Below are 16,569 nucleotides of genomic sequence, written 5' to 3'. Positions count from 1 at the left end.
CCGTGCGGGCCGAGCAGAGAGCCGAGTGTGAACACGCAGTCCCTCCTCGTGATCCTGAACATCGTCCTGCTGATCCTCGCGATCCGGGGCGTGCTGGCGAACGGGCGGCTGTCGAAGGTCGCGAAGGTCGGCTGGGTGGCGCTGATCGTGATCCTCCCGTTCGCGGGGAGCATCGCGTACCTGGTCTTCGGCCGGCGGGCGAGCGGCGGCGGGTCGTCGTCGGGGCCGCAGCGGCCGACCGGGTGGTTCTTCGAGCGCTGAGGCGTCCTTCGGTGTCTGATGTGCTGGCGGGTGGGGTGGACGCGGTACCTCGTCGCGGCTCCTTCCCGCGCGCCTGCGGCGCGCCCGCCAGACCCGAGCCAGGAGCCGCGACGAGGCACCGCGTCCACCCCGCCGGAGGCGAGGGTGGGCGCCGAGGGGAGGCGTCCATCCCTTCGGGATGAGACTCGACGTCGTCAGCGGGGCGGCTGCAGTCATGCTGGTCGAGTAGCCCCGGAGGGGCGTATCGCAGTCATGCTGGTCGAGTAGCCCCGCAGGGGCGTATCGAGACCTACCGGCGTCAGCAGGGCGGGTCTGCATGCTCGGATTCTGACGGTGGTGGATCTACTTGGAAGAGACACCCGCACACATGCTGGTCGAGTAGCCCCGCAGGGGCGTATCGAGACCCACCACCGCACGGACGTCGGCCTCTTCCCCGCCCTGCGATGGCGCCGAAGGCGCCCCCTCCGCTCGATACGCCCGCCATGCGGGCTACTCGATCAGCATGGGGGGCCCCGCGGAGCGGGTGTCGACCGGGGGAGCGGCGAGCGTGGGGGGCGGCTGTCAACGCCCCGGACGGCGGCGGGCGGCGCGTCTAGCGTGGAGGGCATGGCCGAACGACTTCGCTCCAGTGTCAGTCCGTACCTCCGCTCGCACGCAGGCAACCCGGTGGACTGGTGGCCGTGGGGGGAGGAGGCGTTCGCCGAGGCGGTGCGCCGGGACGTGCCGGTGCTGGTGTCGATCGGGTACGCGACCTGCCACTGGTGCCACGTGATGGCGCGGGAGTCGTTCTCGGATCCGGTGCTGGCGGCGCGGCTGAACGACGGGTTCGTGGCGGTCAAGGTGGATCGCGAGGAGCACCCGGACGTCGACACCGCGTATCTGACGGCGGCCAGTGCGTTCACGCGGAATCTGGGCTGGCCGCTGACGGTGTTCACGACTCCGGCCGGGGAGACGTTCTACGCGGGGACGTACTTCCCGCCGCGGGCCGTCAGCGGGGTGCCGGCGTTCTCGGACGTGCTCGACGCGGTGTCGGAGGCGTGGCGGCTGCGGCGCGACGAGGTGCAGGCGACGGCGGGGTCGCTGAGCGCGGCGCTGCGGGAGGCGACCGCGGTGGTGCCGACGGGAGACGCGCTCCCGGACGACGCGGCGCTCGCGGCGGCCGTCGGGGCGCTCGCTGCCGAGGAGGACCGGGTGCACGGCGGATTCGGCGGGGCGCCGAAGTTCCCGGTGGCGCCGGTGCTCGGGTTCCTGGCGTCGCGGGACGACGGGGCGGCGCTGGCCGAGCGGACGCTGCTGACGCTGGCGGGCTCGCCGCTGCGGGATCGCGACGGCGGCTTCTTCCGCTACGCCACCCGCCAGGACTGGAGCGATCCGCACTACGAGCGGATGCTCTACGACAATGCGCAGCTGCTCGACGTCGCGGCGGTGCTGCTCGGGCGCGAGGGCACCGACCGGGAGGCGCTCGCCGGGGTGGCGGAGGGCGTCGCGTCGTTCCTGCTCGCGACGCTGCGGCGGCCGAGCGGCGGCTTCGCCAGTGCGCAGGACTCCGAGAGCGTCATCGACGGGCAGCGCTCGGAGGGCGGCTACTACCTGGCCGAGGACCGCACGGATCTGACCCCGCCCGCGCTCGACGAGAAGGTCGTCACCGGCTGGAACGGGCTGGCGATCGGAGCGCTCGCGCGAGCCGGGCGGGCCCTGGGCCGGGAGGACTGGATCGCTGCCGCGCGTGCCGCCGCCGATCTCCTCCTGGAGCGGCACCTCGTCGACGGGCGCGTCGGCGTCCGCGCCTCGCTCGGCGACTCCATGTCCGCCGCGCGCCCGGCGCTGGAGGACCTCGGCATGCTCGCCGGCGGGCTGCTACAGCTGGCGCTCGCCGAGGGGACGCCCCGCTACGCGCTCGTCGCCCGGACGCTGCTCGACGGGGCGCTGGACGTGGCCCCGTCCTGGCCGCCGTTCGCGCTGCCCGGCGGCGGGGACCCGGCGCTCACCGCGCGCGGGCTGCTGCTGGCGGCGGATCCGTCCGAGGGCGCCTACCCCTCGGGCCTCTCGGCGGCAGCCGAGGCGGCCCACGGGCTGTACCTGCTGACGGGGGAGCGGCGCTACCGGGAGGCGGCGGAGGCCGTGGTCGCGGGCATCGGTCCGGGGGCGCTCGGGCAGCCGATGGGGTTCGGCGGAGTGCTCGCGCTGGCGGAGCGCCTCGCGCGACCGGTCACGCAGCTGGTCGTCGTCGTGCCCGACGGCGGCGCGCGTGCGGAACTGCAGACCGGCGCCCGGGAGACCGGGCTCGGCGTGCTCGCGGTGGTGAGCGACGACGCGGCGGCCGAGTGGGCCCGCGCGGGCTTCGAGCTCTTCGAGGGCCGGACGTCGCGCGACGGCCTGCCGACGGCCTACTCCTGCGAGGCCTTCGTCTGCGCGCTGCCGACGACCGAGCTCCCGGAGGAGCTGCTCACGCGGCCGTGACGACGAGCGGGGCGTCGGGGTCGGCGGCCCACTCGTGCAGCGAGCCGTCGTAGACGACCGCGGTGTCGACGCCGAGCACGGCGAGCGCGAGCGCGTCGGCCGTCGCGGCGATCCCGCCCGCGCAGTAGAGGACGATCTGCTCGGCCTGGAGCGTCTCGCCGAAGAGCGCCCGCAGCCGCTCCGGCGGGAGGAGCGTGTTGTCCTCGCGGTCGACCAGCCGCACGGCCGGGACGCTCACCGAGCCGGGGAGGTGGCCGAGGCGCGGCCGTCGCCCCTGCTCGCCGGTGAACTCCTTCGGCGGCACGGCGCAGACCAGGGCGCCCGGCTCCTCGCCGCGGACGACGCGCTCGACGCCGGCCTTGTCGATCCAGAGCGGGCGCTCGGGGCGCACGGTGATGCCCGCGGCCGCGCGCGGCTCCACGTGTCCGGTCTCGATCGGGCGCTCCTCCCGCCGCCAGACGCTGAGTCCGCCGTCGAGCACCGCGACCGCGTCGTGCCCGGCGGCGCGCAGGAGCCACCACAGGCGCGACGCCCACTGGCCCACCGCGGAGTCGTAGACGACGACCACCGAGTCGTCGTCGATGCCGAGCGCGGCGGTCGCCGCGGCGAAGCGCTCGGGGTCGAGCCGGGTGAAGGGGAAGGCCGCCTCCGGATCCGAGAGCTGCGCGAGCAGGTCGCCGAACACCGCACCGGGCACGTGGCCCTCGAGGAGGTACTGCTCGTCGCCGCCGAGGTAGCCGGGCCGGCCGTCGAAGCCGGTCACCAGCAGGACGCTCGCGTCGACCACGACGAGGTGCTCGCGGCCGAGCTGGTCGGCCAGCCACTGGGTGGAGACGATCGGCCGGGCGAGGTAGGGGGCTGCAGTGCTGCTCACCCGCACCACGCTAGGCGCGACCCCCGACGCTCCGCAGGCCGGTGCGTCATCGTGGTTCATCCGGCGTCACAGTCCGCTCGGCGCGGCCGTCCCTCCGGCGGCACCGACCGACCCGCTCAGCACTCGATGACGTTGACCGCGAGGCCGCCCTCGCTGGTCTCCTTGTACTTCGAGGACATGTCGATGCCGGTCTGCCGCATCGTCTCGATGACGGTGTCGAGCGAGACCCGGTGCGTCCCGTCGCCGTGCAGCGCCAGCCGCGCCGCGCTGACCGCGGTCGACGCCGCGATCGCGTTGCGCTCGATGCACGGGATCTGCACCAGCCCGCCGACCGGGTCGCAGGTGAGCCCGAGGTGGTGCTCCATCGCGATCTCGGCCGCGTTCTCCACCTGCCGCGGAGTCCCGCCGAGCACCGCGCACAGCGCGCCCGCCGCCATCGCGCAGGCCGAGCCGACCTCGCCCTGGCAGCCGGCCTCCGCGCCCGAGATCGACGCATTGGTCTTGCAGAGCGAGCCGATCGCCGTCGCGGTGAGCAGGAACCGCCGGATGCCCGCGCGGTCGGCGCCTGGCACGAAGCGGAGGTAGTGGTGCGCGACGGCGGGGATGATGCCCGCCGCCCCGTTCGTCGGCGCGGTGACGACGCGCCCGCCGGCCGCGTTCTCCTCGTTCACCGCGAGCGCGAACGCGTGCAGCCACTCCACCGAGGTCGCCCGCGCGCGGTCCAGCGGGTCGTCCTCGAAGGCCTCGAGCCGCCCGCGCAGGACGGAGGCGCGGCGCTGCACGCCCAGACCTCCCGGCAGGACGCCCTCGGTCGCCAGGCCGTGCTCGACGCAGGCGGCCATCGCGTCCCAGATCGCGTCCAGCCGCGCGTCGACGTCGAGGCCGGGGTGCAGCGCCCGCTCGTTCGCGGCGGCGATCTCGTCGATGCTCGAGCGGGTCCGGTCGCAGGTCGCGAGCAGGTCGAGCGCGGAGACGAAGGGGTAGGGGTGCGGAGCGAGCGAGGCCAGCTCGGCGCGCTCGCCGGCCCGGCGGATGAAGCCGCCGCCGATCGAGTAGTAGGTCTCCTCCCACTCGGGCAGCGCCGCGTCGCCGAGCCAGACGCTGAACGTCAGGGCGTTGGGGTGCTCGGGGAGCCGGGTGCGCGGCTCGAAGGCGATGTCGTCGCGCGTCATCGGCAGGCGCGCCTCGCCCGCGAGCGCGATCGCGCCGTCCTCGTCGAGCCGCCGCCACGCTCCGCGGACCTCCTCGGGGTCGCAGGTCTCCGGGTGCAGCCCGGACAGCCCGGCGACGATCGCGTCCGGCGTCCCGTGGCCGATGCCCGTGGAGCCGAGTGAGCCGTAGAGCGTGCAGACCACGCGGCTCACCCGGTCGAGCAGGCCGGCGTCGCGCAGCCGCTCGGCGAGGGCCAGAGCCGCCCGCATCGGGCCGACCGTGTGCGAGCTGGAGGGGCCGATCCCCACGCTGAACAGGTCGAAGGCGGAGACGTATGCACTCATCTCCCGAGACTACGCCTCGCGCGCGGAAGGGGGCGGGCGCCCGATCGAGCGCCCGCCCCCTGTCGTTCCGAGTACCGGGACCGCGGTCCCGAGGGTCAGAACTCGCAGTGCACGTGGTCCGAGTGGCCCGCGTCGCCGGGGCCGAGCGTGAGCGTCGCGCCCATCTCGGCGCAGGCGTTCTGGATCGCCTGGTGGTCGGCGCCCTCGTAGACCCGCACGCCGTCGATCAGGTCGATGTCGACCGCGTCGCCGGTGTAGTGGCCGGAGCCGGTGGAGTGGTCCTCACCCGCGATGGAGGTGACCCGCAGCGTGTGGCCGTACTGCGTGTTCAGCTTCAGCAGCGCGTCGAGCATGGCCGGGTTCAGCGCGACCGAGGTCACGCCGGCGTCGCCCTCGGGGCTCGTCTTGGCCGGCTGGCCGGCGGCCGTGTCGCGGATGTTCGCGAGCGAGGTGGAGGCGGCGTCCGAGCCCAGCTCGTAGAGCTCGATCCCCGGGTTGTCGAGGATCGCCTGCGCGGTCGCGGCGGCGTCGCCCGACGGGGGAGGCGTCGTGCCGCCACCGGTCCCGGCGACGAGCGCCTTCCAGGTGGCCGGTCCGACGATGCCGTCGGCGGTCAGTCCGGCGCTGCCCTGGAAGCTCTGCACCGCGGCGGTGGTCGCCGCGCCGAACGCGCCGTCGACCGCGACGGACGCGCCGTTCGCGTTCAGCTGCGTCTGCACCGCGCTGACCGCGTCTCCGGAGGCACCGCTCTGCACGGTCACCGTCAGCGCACCCCAGGTGGCTGCGCCGATCACGCCGTCGGCCGCGAGGCCCGCGCCGGACTGGAAGGAGGTGACCGCCGACTGCGTGCCGGCGCCGAACGCGCCGTCGACGGCGAGCGACTGACCCGACGAGCGGAGCAGGTACTGCGCGGTGGTCACGTCCTCGCCGGTCGACCCGGAGGAGAGGACGGGCCAGTCGGCCGCCTGAGCGCTGGTCGCGGTCCCGACGCTGACGCCGAAGGCGAGCAGCAGGGCGGTGACGATCGCGAGGGCGCGGGCGCCGAGGCTCCGCCGGTGCCGGGTCTCGGGGGCCGTCGTGGTGGTGCCGGTCGTGCCGACCTCTGTCGTGCTGATGTCCGTGGTGCTCATGATCCTCATCCCTCGCTCTCGACGGCCTCGCGCGCCAGGGTCTCCCACTGCGCGTAGGCGTCCGGGTAGGCCGAGACCTGCACGGCCTGCGCCGCCTCGGTCACCGACATCGACTCCCAGCCGGCGATGTCCGTCAGTCCGGTGTTGGTCGTGGGGCTGTTCGCCGCCCCGTAGAACGCCCTGGAGGCGTAGACCGGGTCGACGAGGTCGGCCGCGTCGCCCCAGCCCGCCGACGGGCGCTGCTGGAACAGGCCGACCGAGTCGCGGTCGCCGCCGGAGAGGTTCCGCAGTCGCGACTCCTGCATCGCCGTGGCGATGGCGACGACCCAGCCGTACTCGGGGACGACGGCGGTCTTGCCCTCCGCGATGATCGTGCGGACGTTCGCGAGCTGCTCCTCGCTGAGGGTCGCGAAGGTCTCGCCCGGCTGCCCGGGCTCGGGAGTGGTGCCGGAGCCCGCGCCGACCAGCGACTGCCAGGTCTGCGGACCGACGACGCCGTCGACGGTCAGCCCGGCCGCCGACTGGACGCTCTTCACGGCGGCGAGGGTCGCGGCGCCGAACGCGCCGTCGACCGTGAGGCTCGCGCCGACCTTGTTCAGCTGCACCTGGAGCGCGCTGACCGCCTCGCCGGAGTCGCCCGAGGACACCGTCGTGATCAGGGCGGCCCAGGTCTGCGCGCCGACGATGCCGTCGGCCGAGAGGCCGCGCGCGCTCTGGAAGGAGGTCACCGCGGCGGCGGTGGCGGGGCCGAAGACGCCGTCGGCGTCCACGGAGGCGCCGGCGGCGTTCAGCAGGTGCTGCACGGATCGGGCGTTGGCGCTGTTCTCGCCCTCAGCGACGACGGGCCAGGCGGCGGCCGAGGCGGCAGCGGCGCTGATCGGTGCCTCGGCGGCGAAGACCGCGGGTGCCGTGGCGACCGACCCGAGGGCGAGGGCGCCGCAGGCGAGCCCTGCGATCAGGAGGCGCCTCGGGCGCTGGGCGACTGGAGTGGGACGGGTGGTTCTCATCGTTTCGTACACCTCTTCGTGGCCGCCGGGCGGCCGGATTCGTTGTCACGATCGGCGGAGTTCGCTTCTCCCTTGCCCGTCCTGCCTACTCCTGTCGCTGTCACGGATCCGGGGACACGGAGGGGTCGCCCAGAGAGCGCCCACGCGATGCGGAGGAGACTCCGCCGGGAGGGGGAGGTGCTCAGCGGACGGCAGGAGGATCCTCCGCCAATGGGCTCCGACGTCCCGCGCCGCGCGACACGCCCGGGTTGCACGCCTCCAGCGGCACTGCTAGCTTCGGCGGGCGCGCCACCGGAGTGCGCACCCCCGACGCCCGGAAGGAGCAGCCCGTGACCGCGAACCGATCGACCCGTGACGAGCTGCTCGTCGCCGATCGCCCCCGCGCCCTCGTCGGCGCGGTCGAGCTCGAACGCTCGAAGCGCGATCTCGCGAACCTCCAGCCCGGCGTCGTCCGGCAGGCCTAGGCATCCGCCGCGGGCTCCCGGACGACGTCGTCTCGGGGCCCTCGTGCGTCGGCACTCCTCTGCAGGGGAGGGGCCTCGCGGTCGGCTCGCGGCATCCCGCCGCCCCGAGCGCGTCCCACCCCGATCCCGGCGACCGCCGGGCCTTCACGAGAGGAAGGACCATGCAGAGAATCACGGAGCGGCTCGTCTCCTGGGCGAGCATCCTGGACGACAACGCGCGGCAGCAGGCGCTCACCGCGTCGGAGATGCCGTTCATTTACCCCCACCTGGCGCTGATGCCCGACGCGCACCTCGGACTCGGAGCGACGGTCGGCTCGGTCATCCCGACCCTCGGCGCGCTCATCCCGGCGGCCGTGGGCGTCGACATCGGCTGCGGCATGATCGCCGTCCGCACGCAGTTCTCCCGGAGCGATCTCGCCGGCCGCGACCTGGGCGAGCTGCGGCGGCAGATCGAGCGGGCGGTGCCGCTGTCGGCGGGAGCCGCGAACCGGAAGATCGTCGCGACCGCCGAGCCGCGGGTGGCCGAGCTGGAGGCGCTCGCCGTCGAGGCGGGCTTCGACCCGTCGCGCTCGGCGAAGCACTGGCGGCTGCAGGTCGGCTCGCTCGGCAGCGGCAACCACTTCATCGAGGTCAGCGTCGACGAGACCGACGCGGTCTGGCTGTTCCTGCACTCCGGCTCGCGGGGCGTGGGCAACCGGATCGCGACGGCGCACATCCGGGTCGCCCGCGAGTACTGCGAGCGGCACTGGATCGCGCTGCCGCACCCCGACCTCGCCTACCTGGTCGAGGGGACGGAGCAGTTCGACCGCTACGTCGCCGAGCTGCGCTGGGCGCAGCGGTTCGCGCTGCTCAACCGCGAGGAGATGATGGACCGGGTGATCCGGCAGCTCTCCGAGTGGAGCGGCGTCGCGGTCCAGGAGCGGGAGCGGATCAACTGCCACCACAACTTCACCGAGAAGGAGCGCCACTTCGGCCGCGACGTCTGGGTGAGCCGGAAGGGCGCAATCCAGGCCGACGCCGGACGGCCGGGGCTCATCCCCGGCTCGATGGGGACCGCCTCGTACGTGGTGGTGGGGCGCGGTGACGCGATGTCGCTGAACTCGTCGCCGCACGGCGCCGGCCGCGAGTACTCGCGGTCGGCGGCGCGGAAGACCTTCAGCCGCGAGCAGCTGCGGGAGGCGATGGCCGGCATCGAGTACCGCGACACCGACGCCTTCCTCGACGAGATCCCGGCGGCCTACAAGCCGATCGACCGGGTGATGGCCGACGCGGCCGACCTCGTCGAGATCCGGCACACCCTCCGCCAGCTCGTCAACGTGAAGGGCGACTGACCCCCTCCGCGAGATGCCACTTGTGCGCGCGACACGCCGTGGAAAGCGTGCACAAGTGGCATCTCGCGGAGGAGAAGGGCGGCGTCAGCGCAGGGTCTTGCGGGAGGTGATCTGGCCGGTGTCGAAGCCGAGGAGGTGCAGGCCGCCGTGGAAGCGGGCGTGCTCGACCTTGAGGCAGCGGTCCATCACCACGGTGAGGCCCTTCGACTCGCCGTACTCGGCGGCCTCCTGGTTCCAGATGCCGAGCTGCACCCACACCGTCGGCGCGCCGATGGTCACCACGTCGTCGATGACGGACGGGATGTCGCTCGCCTTGCGGAAGACGTCGACGATGTCCGGCACCACGGGGAGATCGGCGAGGCTCTTGTAGACCGGCTGCCCCAGGATCTCCTTCGCGTTGGGGTTCACGAAGTACAGCTCGTAGTCGCTCGACTGCTGCAGGTAGGTCGACACGAAGTAGGACGAGCGCGCCGGGTTCGGCGAGGCGCCGACGATCGCGACGGTCTTCGCGCGGCGGAGGATGTCGAGCCGCTTCTTCGCGTCCGGCCCGACCCAGGTGCGCTGCGACTTGAGCAGCTTCGCCAGCGGCGAGTTCGTCGGCACGGAGCAGCTGAGCCCGTTGGACAGGTGCGCGACGACGGTGTCGTCGGCCTCGGTGGTCGCGGCGGTGTCGGCAGCGATGCCGCTGGCGGTGTCGCTCATGGTCAGACCTCCACGGTCGGGGAGTCGATGGTCACCGAGACGTCGTCCGGCAGTTCGGTCGGTGCGTCCGGCGTGCCGTGCGCCTCGACCGCGCGGGTGAGCGCCTGGTCGAGGTCGTAGATGATGTCGTCCGCGTCCTCGATGCCGACCGAGAGCCGGACGAGGCCCGGCAGCACCCCGGCGTGCAGCAGCTGCTGCTCGGTGAGCTGCGCATGCGTCGTCGAGGCGGGATGGATCACCAGCGTCTTCGCGTCGCCGATGTTGGCGAGGTGGCTGGCGAGGTCGACCGACTCGATGAAGGTCTGGCCGACGGCGCGACCGCCCTTGACCACGAAGCTGAAGACCGAGCCGGGGCCCTTGGGCAGGTACTTCTGCGCGCGCTCGTGGTGCGGGTGCGCGGGGAGGCCGGCCCAGTAGACCTCCTCGATCCGCGGGTCGGCGTCGAGCCACTCCGCGACGCGGCGCGCGTTGTCGACGTGCGCCTGGATCCGGTAGGGCAGCGTCTCGACGCCCTGCGCGAGCAGGAAGGCCGAGTGCGGGGCGAGGACCGGGCCGATGTCGCGCAGCTGCTCGGCGCGCAGGCGGGTGAGGAAGCCGTACTCGCCGAAGTTGCCGTCCCAGGAGAGACCGCCGTAGGAGGCGACGGCGTCGTGCAGGAGCGGAAACTTCTCCTGCGAGTAGTGGAAGCGGCCCGACTCGACGACGACGCCGCCGAGCGTGGTGCCGTGCCCGCCGAGGAACTTGGTGGCCGAGTGGATGACGATGTCGGCGCCCCACTCGATCGGGCGGACGAGGTACGGCGTGGCGACGGTCGAGTCGATGATCAGCGGGATGCCGGCGGCGTGCGCGACGGCGGCCAGACCCTCGATGTCGGCGATCTCGCCGGAGGGGTTCGCGATCGTCTCGGCGTAGAGCACCTTGGTCCTGTCGGTGATCGCGGCGGCGTAGTCGGCCGGGTCGCTCGACTGCACGAAGGTGGTCTCCACGCCGAAGCGCCGCAGCGTGACGTCGAGCTGGGTGATCGAGCCGCCGTAGAGGTTGGCGGAGGAGACGACGTGGTCGCCCGCGCCGACCAGCGCCGCGAAGGTGATGAACTGCGCCGACAGGCCGGAGGCGGTCGCGACGGCGCCGAGCCCGCCCTCGAGGCTCGCGACCCGCTCCTCGAACGAGGCGACGGTGGGGTTGGAGAGCCGGGAGTAGATGTTCCCGTACTTCTGCAGCGCGAACCGGGCCGCCGCGTCGGAGGTGTCGTCGAAGACGAACGCGCTCGTCTGGTAGATCGGCAGCGCTCGCGCGCCCGTCACCGGGTCGGGGATGTTGCCGGCGTGGATTGCCCGCGTCTTGAAGCCGTACTCGCGATCTGCCATGCGATCGACGCTAGCGGGCGCCGCCGACACCGGGCCGCCGGAGCGACGCATCCCGTAACAGTCCCAGGCGGCGACGCGCCGTCACAGCGTCGCGTGCACCGCCGCCAGCGACATCACGGCGATCGCGAACCACGAGGCGAGCGCGACGACCAGCGCCCGCCAGCCGGTCGTGAGCAGCGCCCGCAGCCGCACGCCGCTCCCGAGCGCGAACAGCGCCGCCGCCAGCAGCCAGGTCTGCGCCGTGTCCGCCGCGACCAGCACGCCCTCCGGCAGCGGCAGCAGCGTCCGCAGCAGCACCGCCGCGAGGAAGCCGACGACGAACAGCGGCACGATCGCGGGTCGCGGCCCGCCCTCGTCTCCGCCGCGTCGCGTCACGGCAGCGGCGACGGCCACCATCGGCGCCAGCATCACCACGCGGGTCAGCTTCACGACCACCGCGATCGCGAGGGCCGACGCCCCCGCGACCTGCGCCGTCGCCACCACCTGGCCGACGTCGTGCACCGACGCGCCGACCCAGTGCCCGAACTGCACGTCCGTGAGTCCGAGCGGGTAGCGCAGCGCCGGCAGCACCGCGATCGCGAGGGTGCCGCAGAGGGTGACCAGCGCGACCGGCACCGCCTGCTCCTCCTCCTTCGCCCGGGTCGCCCCGGCCATCGCGCCGACCGCCGAGGCCCCGCAGATCGAGAAGCCCGCGGCCAGCAGCAGCGGCTCGCGGCCGGGCAGGCGCAGTGCGCGCCCGAGGCCGTAGGTCAGCCCGAAGGTCGCGAGCACGATCGCGACGACGATCAGGATCGCGCCCCAGCCGAGCGAAGCGATGTCGACGAGCGAGAGCTTGAGCCCCAGCAGGACGATGCCGGCGCGCATCAGCGTGCGCGAGGAGAACTTGAGCCCCGGGGCCAGCCGGCCGCCGAGCAGCGGGCGGGTCGCCGGCAGCTGCGCGACCAGGATGCCGAGCGCCACGGCGGCCGTGAGCATCGGCACGGCGGGGATCGCCAGGTGCACCGCGAACGCCAGGACCGCCGCGGCCGCGCAGGCCGCGAGCCCGGGCCCGATCCGGGCGATCAGACCCACGAGGGCAGCCACATGTGCGCCTGCCAGAACGAGAACGACGTCTGCTGCCCGGTCCAGAGCGGGTAGAAGTACGCGGTCAGGGCCGCCGCGAGCACCACGAAGATCAGCACGATCACGATGCCGCGCGTGCGTCTGCCGCGCTCGTCACCGCGCTTGCCGATCACCACCCCCGCCGTCAGGGCGAGCGCCAGCATCATGTAGGGCTCGAAGACGACGCAGTAGAACTGGAAGACGGTGCGGTCCAGGTACAGCATCCAGGGCAGGTACCCGGCGACGATGCCCATCAGCACGAAGCCGGCGCGCCACTCCCGGTAGCGCGCGAGCCGGTAGAGCAGGTAGACCAGCGCGAGCACGCCGGCGTACCAGATCAGCGGATTCGCGACCGAGGTGATCGCCTCGTCGCAGCGCACCGCCGCGCAGCCGTCGACGCCGGTGGCCTGGTCGACGAAGTACATGCTTGTCGGCCGCAGCATCAGCAGCCAGGTCAGCGGGTTCGCCTCGTAGGGGTGGGTGGCGCGCAGATTGATCGAGTAGTCGTACATCTGCACGTGGTAGTGCCAGAGGCTCTGTGCCCAGTCCGGCACCCAGGCGAGCGCGCCGGTCCAGGCGTTGCCCGGCGCTTCGGTCGCCCACTGCCGCGCCCAGCCGCCGGAGGTGCGCAGCCAGCCGAGCCAGGTGCCGAGGTAGGCGATCAGCGCGATCGGCACGACCAGGAGGAACGTGACCGGCCCCTGCTTGAGGATCGCGCCGCTGACCCAGAACGGCACGCCCGCGCGCCGGCGGAGCAGCGCATCGACGACCACCGCGTAGACGCCGTAGGCGGCGAGGAAGTAGATGCCCGTCCACTTCACGCCCGCGGCGAGGCCGAAGATCAGGCCGGCGGTCAGCAGCCAGGGCCGCCACCAGAGCACCGGGCCCCAGCTCGGCAGGTCTCCCGCGGCGACCTTCACGGCCATCCGCTCCTCGGCCCAGCGCCGGTCGAGCAGGATCGCGGCGACACCGCAGAGGGCGACGAACATCAGGATGCCGTCGAGCAGCGAGACCCGCGACATCACGATCGCGTGGCCGTCGATCGCGAGCAGCAGGCCGGCGAGCGAGGCGAGGAAGGTGGAGCGGAAGAGCAGCTTCCCGATCACGATCACGAGGGCGACCGCGAGGATGCCGACGATCGCGGTGGCGAGGCGCCAGCCGACGCTGTCGTCCGCGCCGAGCAGGCCCATCCCGAGCCCGATGATCCACTTGCCCAGCGGCGGGTGCACCACGAAGGACGGCGCTCCGGTGAAGACGTCGACGGCGCCGGTGGCGAAGCCCGGGTCGGGGTTCTCGGGCCAGGCGCCCTCGAAGCCGAGGTTCCAGAGAGTCCAGGCGTCCTTGACGTAGAAGGTCTCGTCGAAGACCAGCGAGCGCGGGTGCCCGAGGTTCCAGAGGCGGAGCACGGCGGCGACCACGACGACGAGGATCGGCAGCCCCAGCTCCCACAGCCGGCGGCGCGCGGTGGTCGCGACGAGGCGGTCGTGCACGTCGTCGAACCAGGAGCCGCGGGGCAGGTCCGGCGCGCTCTCGCGCACGCCCCCCGGCGGGGCGCTCTCGACGGTGGCGTCGGCGGTGCTCCCGTCCGCGGGCCCGACCGGCACGGCGCGCGAGGCCCCCGCGGAGTCGAGGAGCAGGTCGTCGAAGTCGCGCTGCGGTCGGTCCGTCACCCGGCCATGCTAACGGCGCGCGGATCCGCCGCCGGGCCGGGTTCGGCCGTCGTCGCGCGCCGACTGGGAGGATGGACGGATGATCATCCTGGCCGGCACGCCCATCGGCAATCTCGGCGACGCGACCCGGAGGCTCGTCGAGGCTCTCGAGAGCACCCGGCACATCGCCGCCGAGGACACCCGCGTCACCATCCAGCTGCTCCGCGCCCTCGGGATCGAGAACCGCCCGCAGCTCTACGCCCTGCACGACCACAACGAGCGCGAGCGCTCCGCGGAGCTGGTCGAGCTCGCCCGCGAGGAGGACCTCCTCGTCCTCAGCGACGCCGGGATGCCGACCGTCTCGGACCCGGGCTACCACCTCGTCGAGACCGCCGTCGCCGCCGGCGTCCGCGTGACCGCTCTGCCCGGCCCGTCGGCCGTGCTGATGGCGCTCGCCGTCTCCGGTCTGCCGACCGACCGCTTCAGCTTCGAGGGCTTCCTGCCGCGCAAGCACGGCGAGCGGGTCACGCTGTTCCGCTCGCTCGTCGACGAGCGCCGGACGATGGTCTTCTTCGAGTCGCCGCACCGCATCGGTGACTCCCTGGCCGATCTCGTCGAGGCGATGGGCCCCGAGCGGCGGGTCGTGGTCTGCCGCGAGCTGACCAAGATGTTCGAGGAGGTCCGCCGCGGCACCGCGGCCGAGCTCGCCGAGTGGGCGGCCGACGGCCTCCGCGGCGAGATCTGCCTCGTGGTCGAGGGCGCCCCCGAGCGCGAGGCCTCCCTCGAGGACGGGCTCGCCGACGTGCTCGAGCGGGTCGCGGCCGGCGCGCGGCTCAAGGAGGCGTCGGCCGAGGTCGCGGAGATCACCGGCCTGTCCAAGCGCGCGCTCTACGAGGCGGCCCTCGCGTCCCGTCGCGGCTGAGTCCCGGCCCGGGTCGCGTCCGGCACCGCTCCGTCACACAGAGGGAGGCCCCGGCGCCGAACCATAGGATGGTCGCCATGTCCGACGGCGCCTCCTTCTATCTCACGACCCCGATCTTCTACGTGAACGACGTCCCCCACATCGGGCACGCGTACACCGAGGTCGCCGCCGACGTCCTCACCCGCTGGCACCGCCAGGCGGGCGACGACACCTGGCTGCTGACCGGGACCGACGAGCACGGCCAGAAGATCCTGCGCACCGCCACCGCGAACGGGACGACCCCGCAGGAGTGGGCCGACCGGCTCGTGCAGAACTCGTGGAAGCCGCTGCTGTCGACGATCGACATCGCGAACGACGACTTCATCCGGACCACGGAGCAGCGCCACGAGGTCAACGTGCAGAAGTTCCTGCAGAAGCTCTACGACGAGGACGCGATCTACACCGGCGAGTACGAGGGCTACTACTGCGTGGGCTGCGAGGAGTACAAGCAGCTCTCCGACCTCGACGAAGGCACCGGCGAGTACGAGGGCCAGTACGTCTGCAAGATCCACTCGAAGCCGGTCGAGCTGCTCAAGGAGAAGAACTACTTCTTCAAGATGAGCGAGTACACCGACCGCCTGCTCGCGCTCTACGAGGAGCGCCCCGACTTCGTGCAGCCCGAGTCGGCGCGCAACGAGGTCGTCAGCTTCGTGCGCCAGGGCCTCGCCGACCTCTCGATCTCGCGCTCGAGCTTCGACTGGGGCGTCAAGGTGCCCTGGGACGACTCGCACGTCGTCTACGTCTGGTTCGACGCGCTGCTCAACTACATCACCGCCGTGGGCTACGGCCAGGACGAGGCGGAGTTCGAGCGTCGCTGGCCGGCGACCCACATCGTCGGCAAGGACATCCTCCGGTTCCACGCGGTGATCTGGCCCGCGATGCTGATGGCCGCCGGGCTCGACGTGCCGAAGCAGGTCTTCGGCCACGGCTGGCTGCTGGTCGGCGGCGAGAAGATGTCGAAGTCGAAGCTCACCGGCATCGCGCCGGAGCAGATCACCGACACCTTCGGGTCGGACGCGTTCCGCTACTACTTCATGAGGGCGATCACCTTCGGGCAGGACGGCTCCTTCTCCTGGGAGGATCTCGCGGCGCGGTATCAGGCGGAGCTCGCGAACGGCTTCGGCAACCTCGCCTCGCGGGTCATCGCGATGCTGCACCGCTACTACGACGGCGTCGTGCCCGAGCCCTCGGCACCGACCGAGGCGGAGGAGCGCGTGCAGGCGACGGTCGCGGAGGCGGCGGCCGCGGCCGACCGCTCGATCGAGACCCTCGCGATCCACGACGCGATCACCGCCGTCTGGACGATCGTCGACGAGCTCAACGGCTACATCACCGAGCAGGAGCCGTGGGCCCTGGCCAAGAGGGACGAGCGCGAGCGCCTCGGCACCGTCCTCTACACGGCGTCGGAGGGGCTGCGCGCCCTGGCGGTGCTGCTCTCGCCGGTCGTGCCCCGCGCGACCACCGCGCTCTGGGAGGCGCTCGGCGTGCAGGACGCCCTCGGCGCGCTCACCGCCCAGCCGCTGCGCGCGGCGGGGGAGTGGGGACAGCTGCCCGTCGGCACCACCGTCGGCACCCTCGCGCCGCTCTTCCCCCGCATCGAGGTCCCGGAGTCCTGAGTCGCCCTGGCCGCTGATCGCGGAGCCCGCTGCGCGGGCGCCTTCCGAGGGTCACGGAGCCTGCTCCGCAGGCGCCCATATGTTGATCGAGTAGCCCGCTTGCGGGCGTATCGAGATCCACCGTCTGCAGACGCGGGGTCTCGATACGCC

Annotated in this window: 14 protein-coding genes; 6 read left to right on the top strand and 8 right to left on the bottom strand. The window is 73.0% G+C overall.

Annotation, left to right across the window (positions count from 1 at the left end; genetic code table 11):
• Positions 1-27: 27 nt before the first annotated feature.
• Positions 28-261 carry a PLD nuclease N-terminal domain-containing protein gene (locus EDF36_RS14715; protein ID WP_123705161.1) on the top strand — a complete coding sequence of 78 codons (234 nt, stop codon included), beginning with the start codon at positions 28-30 and terminating at the stop codon, positions 259-261.
• A gap of 606 nt (positions 262-867) precedes the next feature.
• A complete protein-coding gene (locus tag EDF36_RS14710) occupies positions 868-2,721 on the top strand; it encodes a thioredoxin domain-containing protein (protein WP_123733582.1) in 1,854 nt (617 codons plus the stop codon).
• Here the strand turns inward: EDF36_RS14710 and EDF36_RS14705 are convergent.
• The 4 genes from EDF36_RS14705 to EDF36_RS21960 all read right to left on the bottom strand — a co-directional run bounded on the left by EDF36_RS14705 (position 2,708) and on the right by EDF36_RS21960 (position 7,228).
• A complete protein-coding gene (locus EDF36_RS14705) occupies positions 2,708-3,595 on the bottom strand; it encodes a sulfurtransferase (protein WP_185020494.1) in 888 nt (295 codons plus the stop codon). The genes EDF36_RS14710 and EDF36_RS14705 overlap by 14 nt on opposite strands.
• Before the next feature lie 116 nt (positions 3,596-3,711).
• A complete protein-coding gene (locus EDF36_RS14700; RefSeq protein WP_123733580.1) occupies positions 3,712-5,091 on the bottom strand; it encodes an L-serine ammonia-lyase in 1,380 nt (459 codons plus the stop codon).
• Positions 5,092-5,186: 95 nt separating this feature from the next.
• Positions 5,187-6,221 (bottom strand): peptidoglycan-binding protein, encoded by a 1,035-nt coding sequence (locus EDF36_RS21610; protein ID WP_221181669.1) that lies wholly within the window; start codon positions 6,219-6,221, stop codon positions 5,187-5,189.
• A 5-nt stretch (positions 6,222-6,226) separates the two neighbouring features.
• A complete protein-coding gene (locus tag EDF36_RS21960; RefSeq protein ID WP_123733579.1) occupies positions 6,227-7,228 on the bottom strand; it encodes a peptidoglycan-binding protein in 1,002 nt (333 codons plus the stop codon).
• Between the two features lie 329 nt (positions 7,229-7,557).
• Between EDF36_RS21960 and EDF36_RS21840 the strand changes: the two genes are divergently transcribed.
• Entirely contained in the window at positions 7,558-7,692 is a 135-nt protein-coding gene (locus tag EDF36_RS21840) for a hypothetical protein (RefSeq protein WP_260300734.1), read from the top strand.
• A 161-nt stretch (positions 7,693-7,853) separates the two neighbouring features.
• Entirely contained in the window at positions 7,854-9,023 is a 1,170-nt protein-coding gene (locus EDF36_RS14685) for an RtcB family protein (protein ID WP_123733578.1), read from the top strand.
• An 84-nt stretch (positions 9,024-9,107) separates the two neighbouring features.
• Here EDF36_RS14685 and EDF36_RS14680 read toward each other — a convergent pair whose 3' ends face one another.
• The 4 genes from EDF36_RS14680 to EDF36_RS14665 form a co-directional block, all read right to left on the bottom strand.
• Entirely contained in the window at positions 9,108-9,725 is a 618-nt protein-coding gene (locus EDF36_RS14680; protein ID WP_123733577.1) for a CoA-binding protein, read from the bottom strand.
• A gap of 2 nt (positions 9,726-9,727) precedes the next feature.
• Positions 9,728-11,092 (bottom strand): O-acetylhomoserine aminocarboxypropyltransferase/cysteine synthase family protein, encoded by a 1,365-nt coding sequence (locus EDF36_RS14675; RefSeq protein ID WP_243840023.1) that lies wholly within the window; start codon positions 11,090-11,092, stop codon positions 9,728-9,730.
• Positions 11,093-11,173: 81 nt separating this feature from the next.
• A complete protein-coding gene (locus tag EDF36_RS14670) occupies positions 11,174-12,175 on the bottom strand; it encodes a YeiH family protein (protein ID WP_123733576.1) in 1,002 nt (333 codons plus the stop codon).
• Positions 12,154-13,863: a dolichyl-phosphate-mannose--protein mannosyltransferase gene (locus tag EDF36_RS14665; RefSeq protein ID WP_260300733.1), complete on the bottom strand. Its 1,710-nt coding sequence runs from the start codon at positions 13,861-13,863 to the stop codon at positions 12,154-12,156. Before EDF36_RS14665 ends, EDF36_RS14670 begins: the two co-directional genes overlap by 22 nt.
• A gap of 79 nt (positions 13,864-13,942) precedes the next feature.
• Here EDF36_RS14665 and rsmI point away from each other — a divergent pair, with 79 nt between their 5' ends.
• Both rsmI and metG read left to right on the top strand, forming a co-directional pair.
• On the top strand, positions 13,943-14,764 hold the full coding sequence (gene rsmI / locus EDF36_RS14660) for a 16S rRNA (cytidine(1402)-2'-O)-methyltransferase (protein WP_123447639.1): 822 nt from the start codon (positions 13,943-13,945) through the stop codon (positions 14,762-14,764).
• Between the two features lie 77 nt (positions 14,765-14,841).
• Positions 14,842-16,419 (top strand): methionine--tRNA ligase, encoded by a 1,578-nt coding sequence (gene metG, locus EDF36_RS14655; protein WP_123733575.1) that lies wholly within the window; start codon positions 14,842-14,844, stop codon positions 16,417-16,419.
• Positions 16,420-16,569: the final 150 nt, after the last annotated feature.

This window comes from Rathayibacter sp. PhB152, from assembly GCF_003751395.1.
GTDB lineage: Bacteria > Actinomycetota > Actinomycetes > Actinomycetales > Microbacteriaceae > Rathayibacter > Rathayibacter festucae.
Note: the sequence above shows the minus strand (reverse complement) of the source record. Positions and strands in the feature narration are given on the sequence as shown.

Excerpts from the sequence above, each read along its gene's own strand:
- EDF36_RS14675 (WP_243840023.1), bottom strand. The coding sequence starts at position 11,092 with ATGGCAGATCGCGAGTACGGCTTCAAGACGCGGGCAATCCACGCCGGC.
- metG (WP_123733575.1), top strand. The coding sequence starts at position 14,842 with ATGTCCGACGGCGCCTCCTTCTATCTCACGACCCCGATCTTCTACGTG.
- rsmI (WP_123447639.1), top strand. The coding sequence starts at position 13,943 with ATGATCATCCTGGCCGGCACGCCCATCGGCAATCTCGGCGACGCGACC.
- EDF36_RS14700 (WP_123733580.1), bottom strand. The coding sequence starts at position 5,091 with ATGAGTGCATACGTCTCCGCCTTCGACCTGTTCAGCGTGGGGATCGGC.
- EDF36_RS14680 (WP_123733577.1), bottom strand. The coding sequence starts at position 9,725 with ATGAGCGACACCGCCAGCGGCATCGCTGCCGACACCGCCGCGACCACC.
- EDF36_RS14710 (WP_123733582.1), top strand. The coding sequence starts at position 868 with ATGGCCGAACGACTTCGCTCCAGTGTCAGTCCGTACCTCCGCTCGCAC.
- EDF36_RS21610 (WP_221181669.1), bottom strand. The coding sequence starts at position 6,221 with ATGAGCACCACGGACATCAGCACGACAGAGGTCGGCACGACCGGCACC.
- EDF36_RS21960 (WP_123733579.1), bottom strand. The coding sequence starts at position 7,228 with ATGAGAACCACCCGTCCCACTCCAGTCGCCCAGCGCCCGAGGCGCCTC.
- EDF36_RS14685 (WP_123733578.1), top strand. The coding sequence starts at position 7,854 with ATGCAGAGAATCACGGAGCGGCTCGTCTCCTGGGCGAGCATCCTGGAC.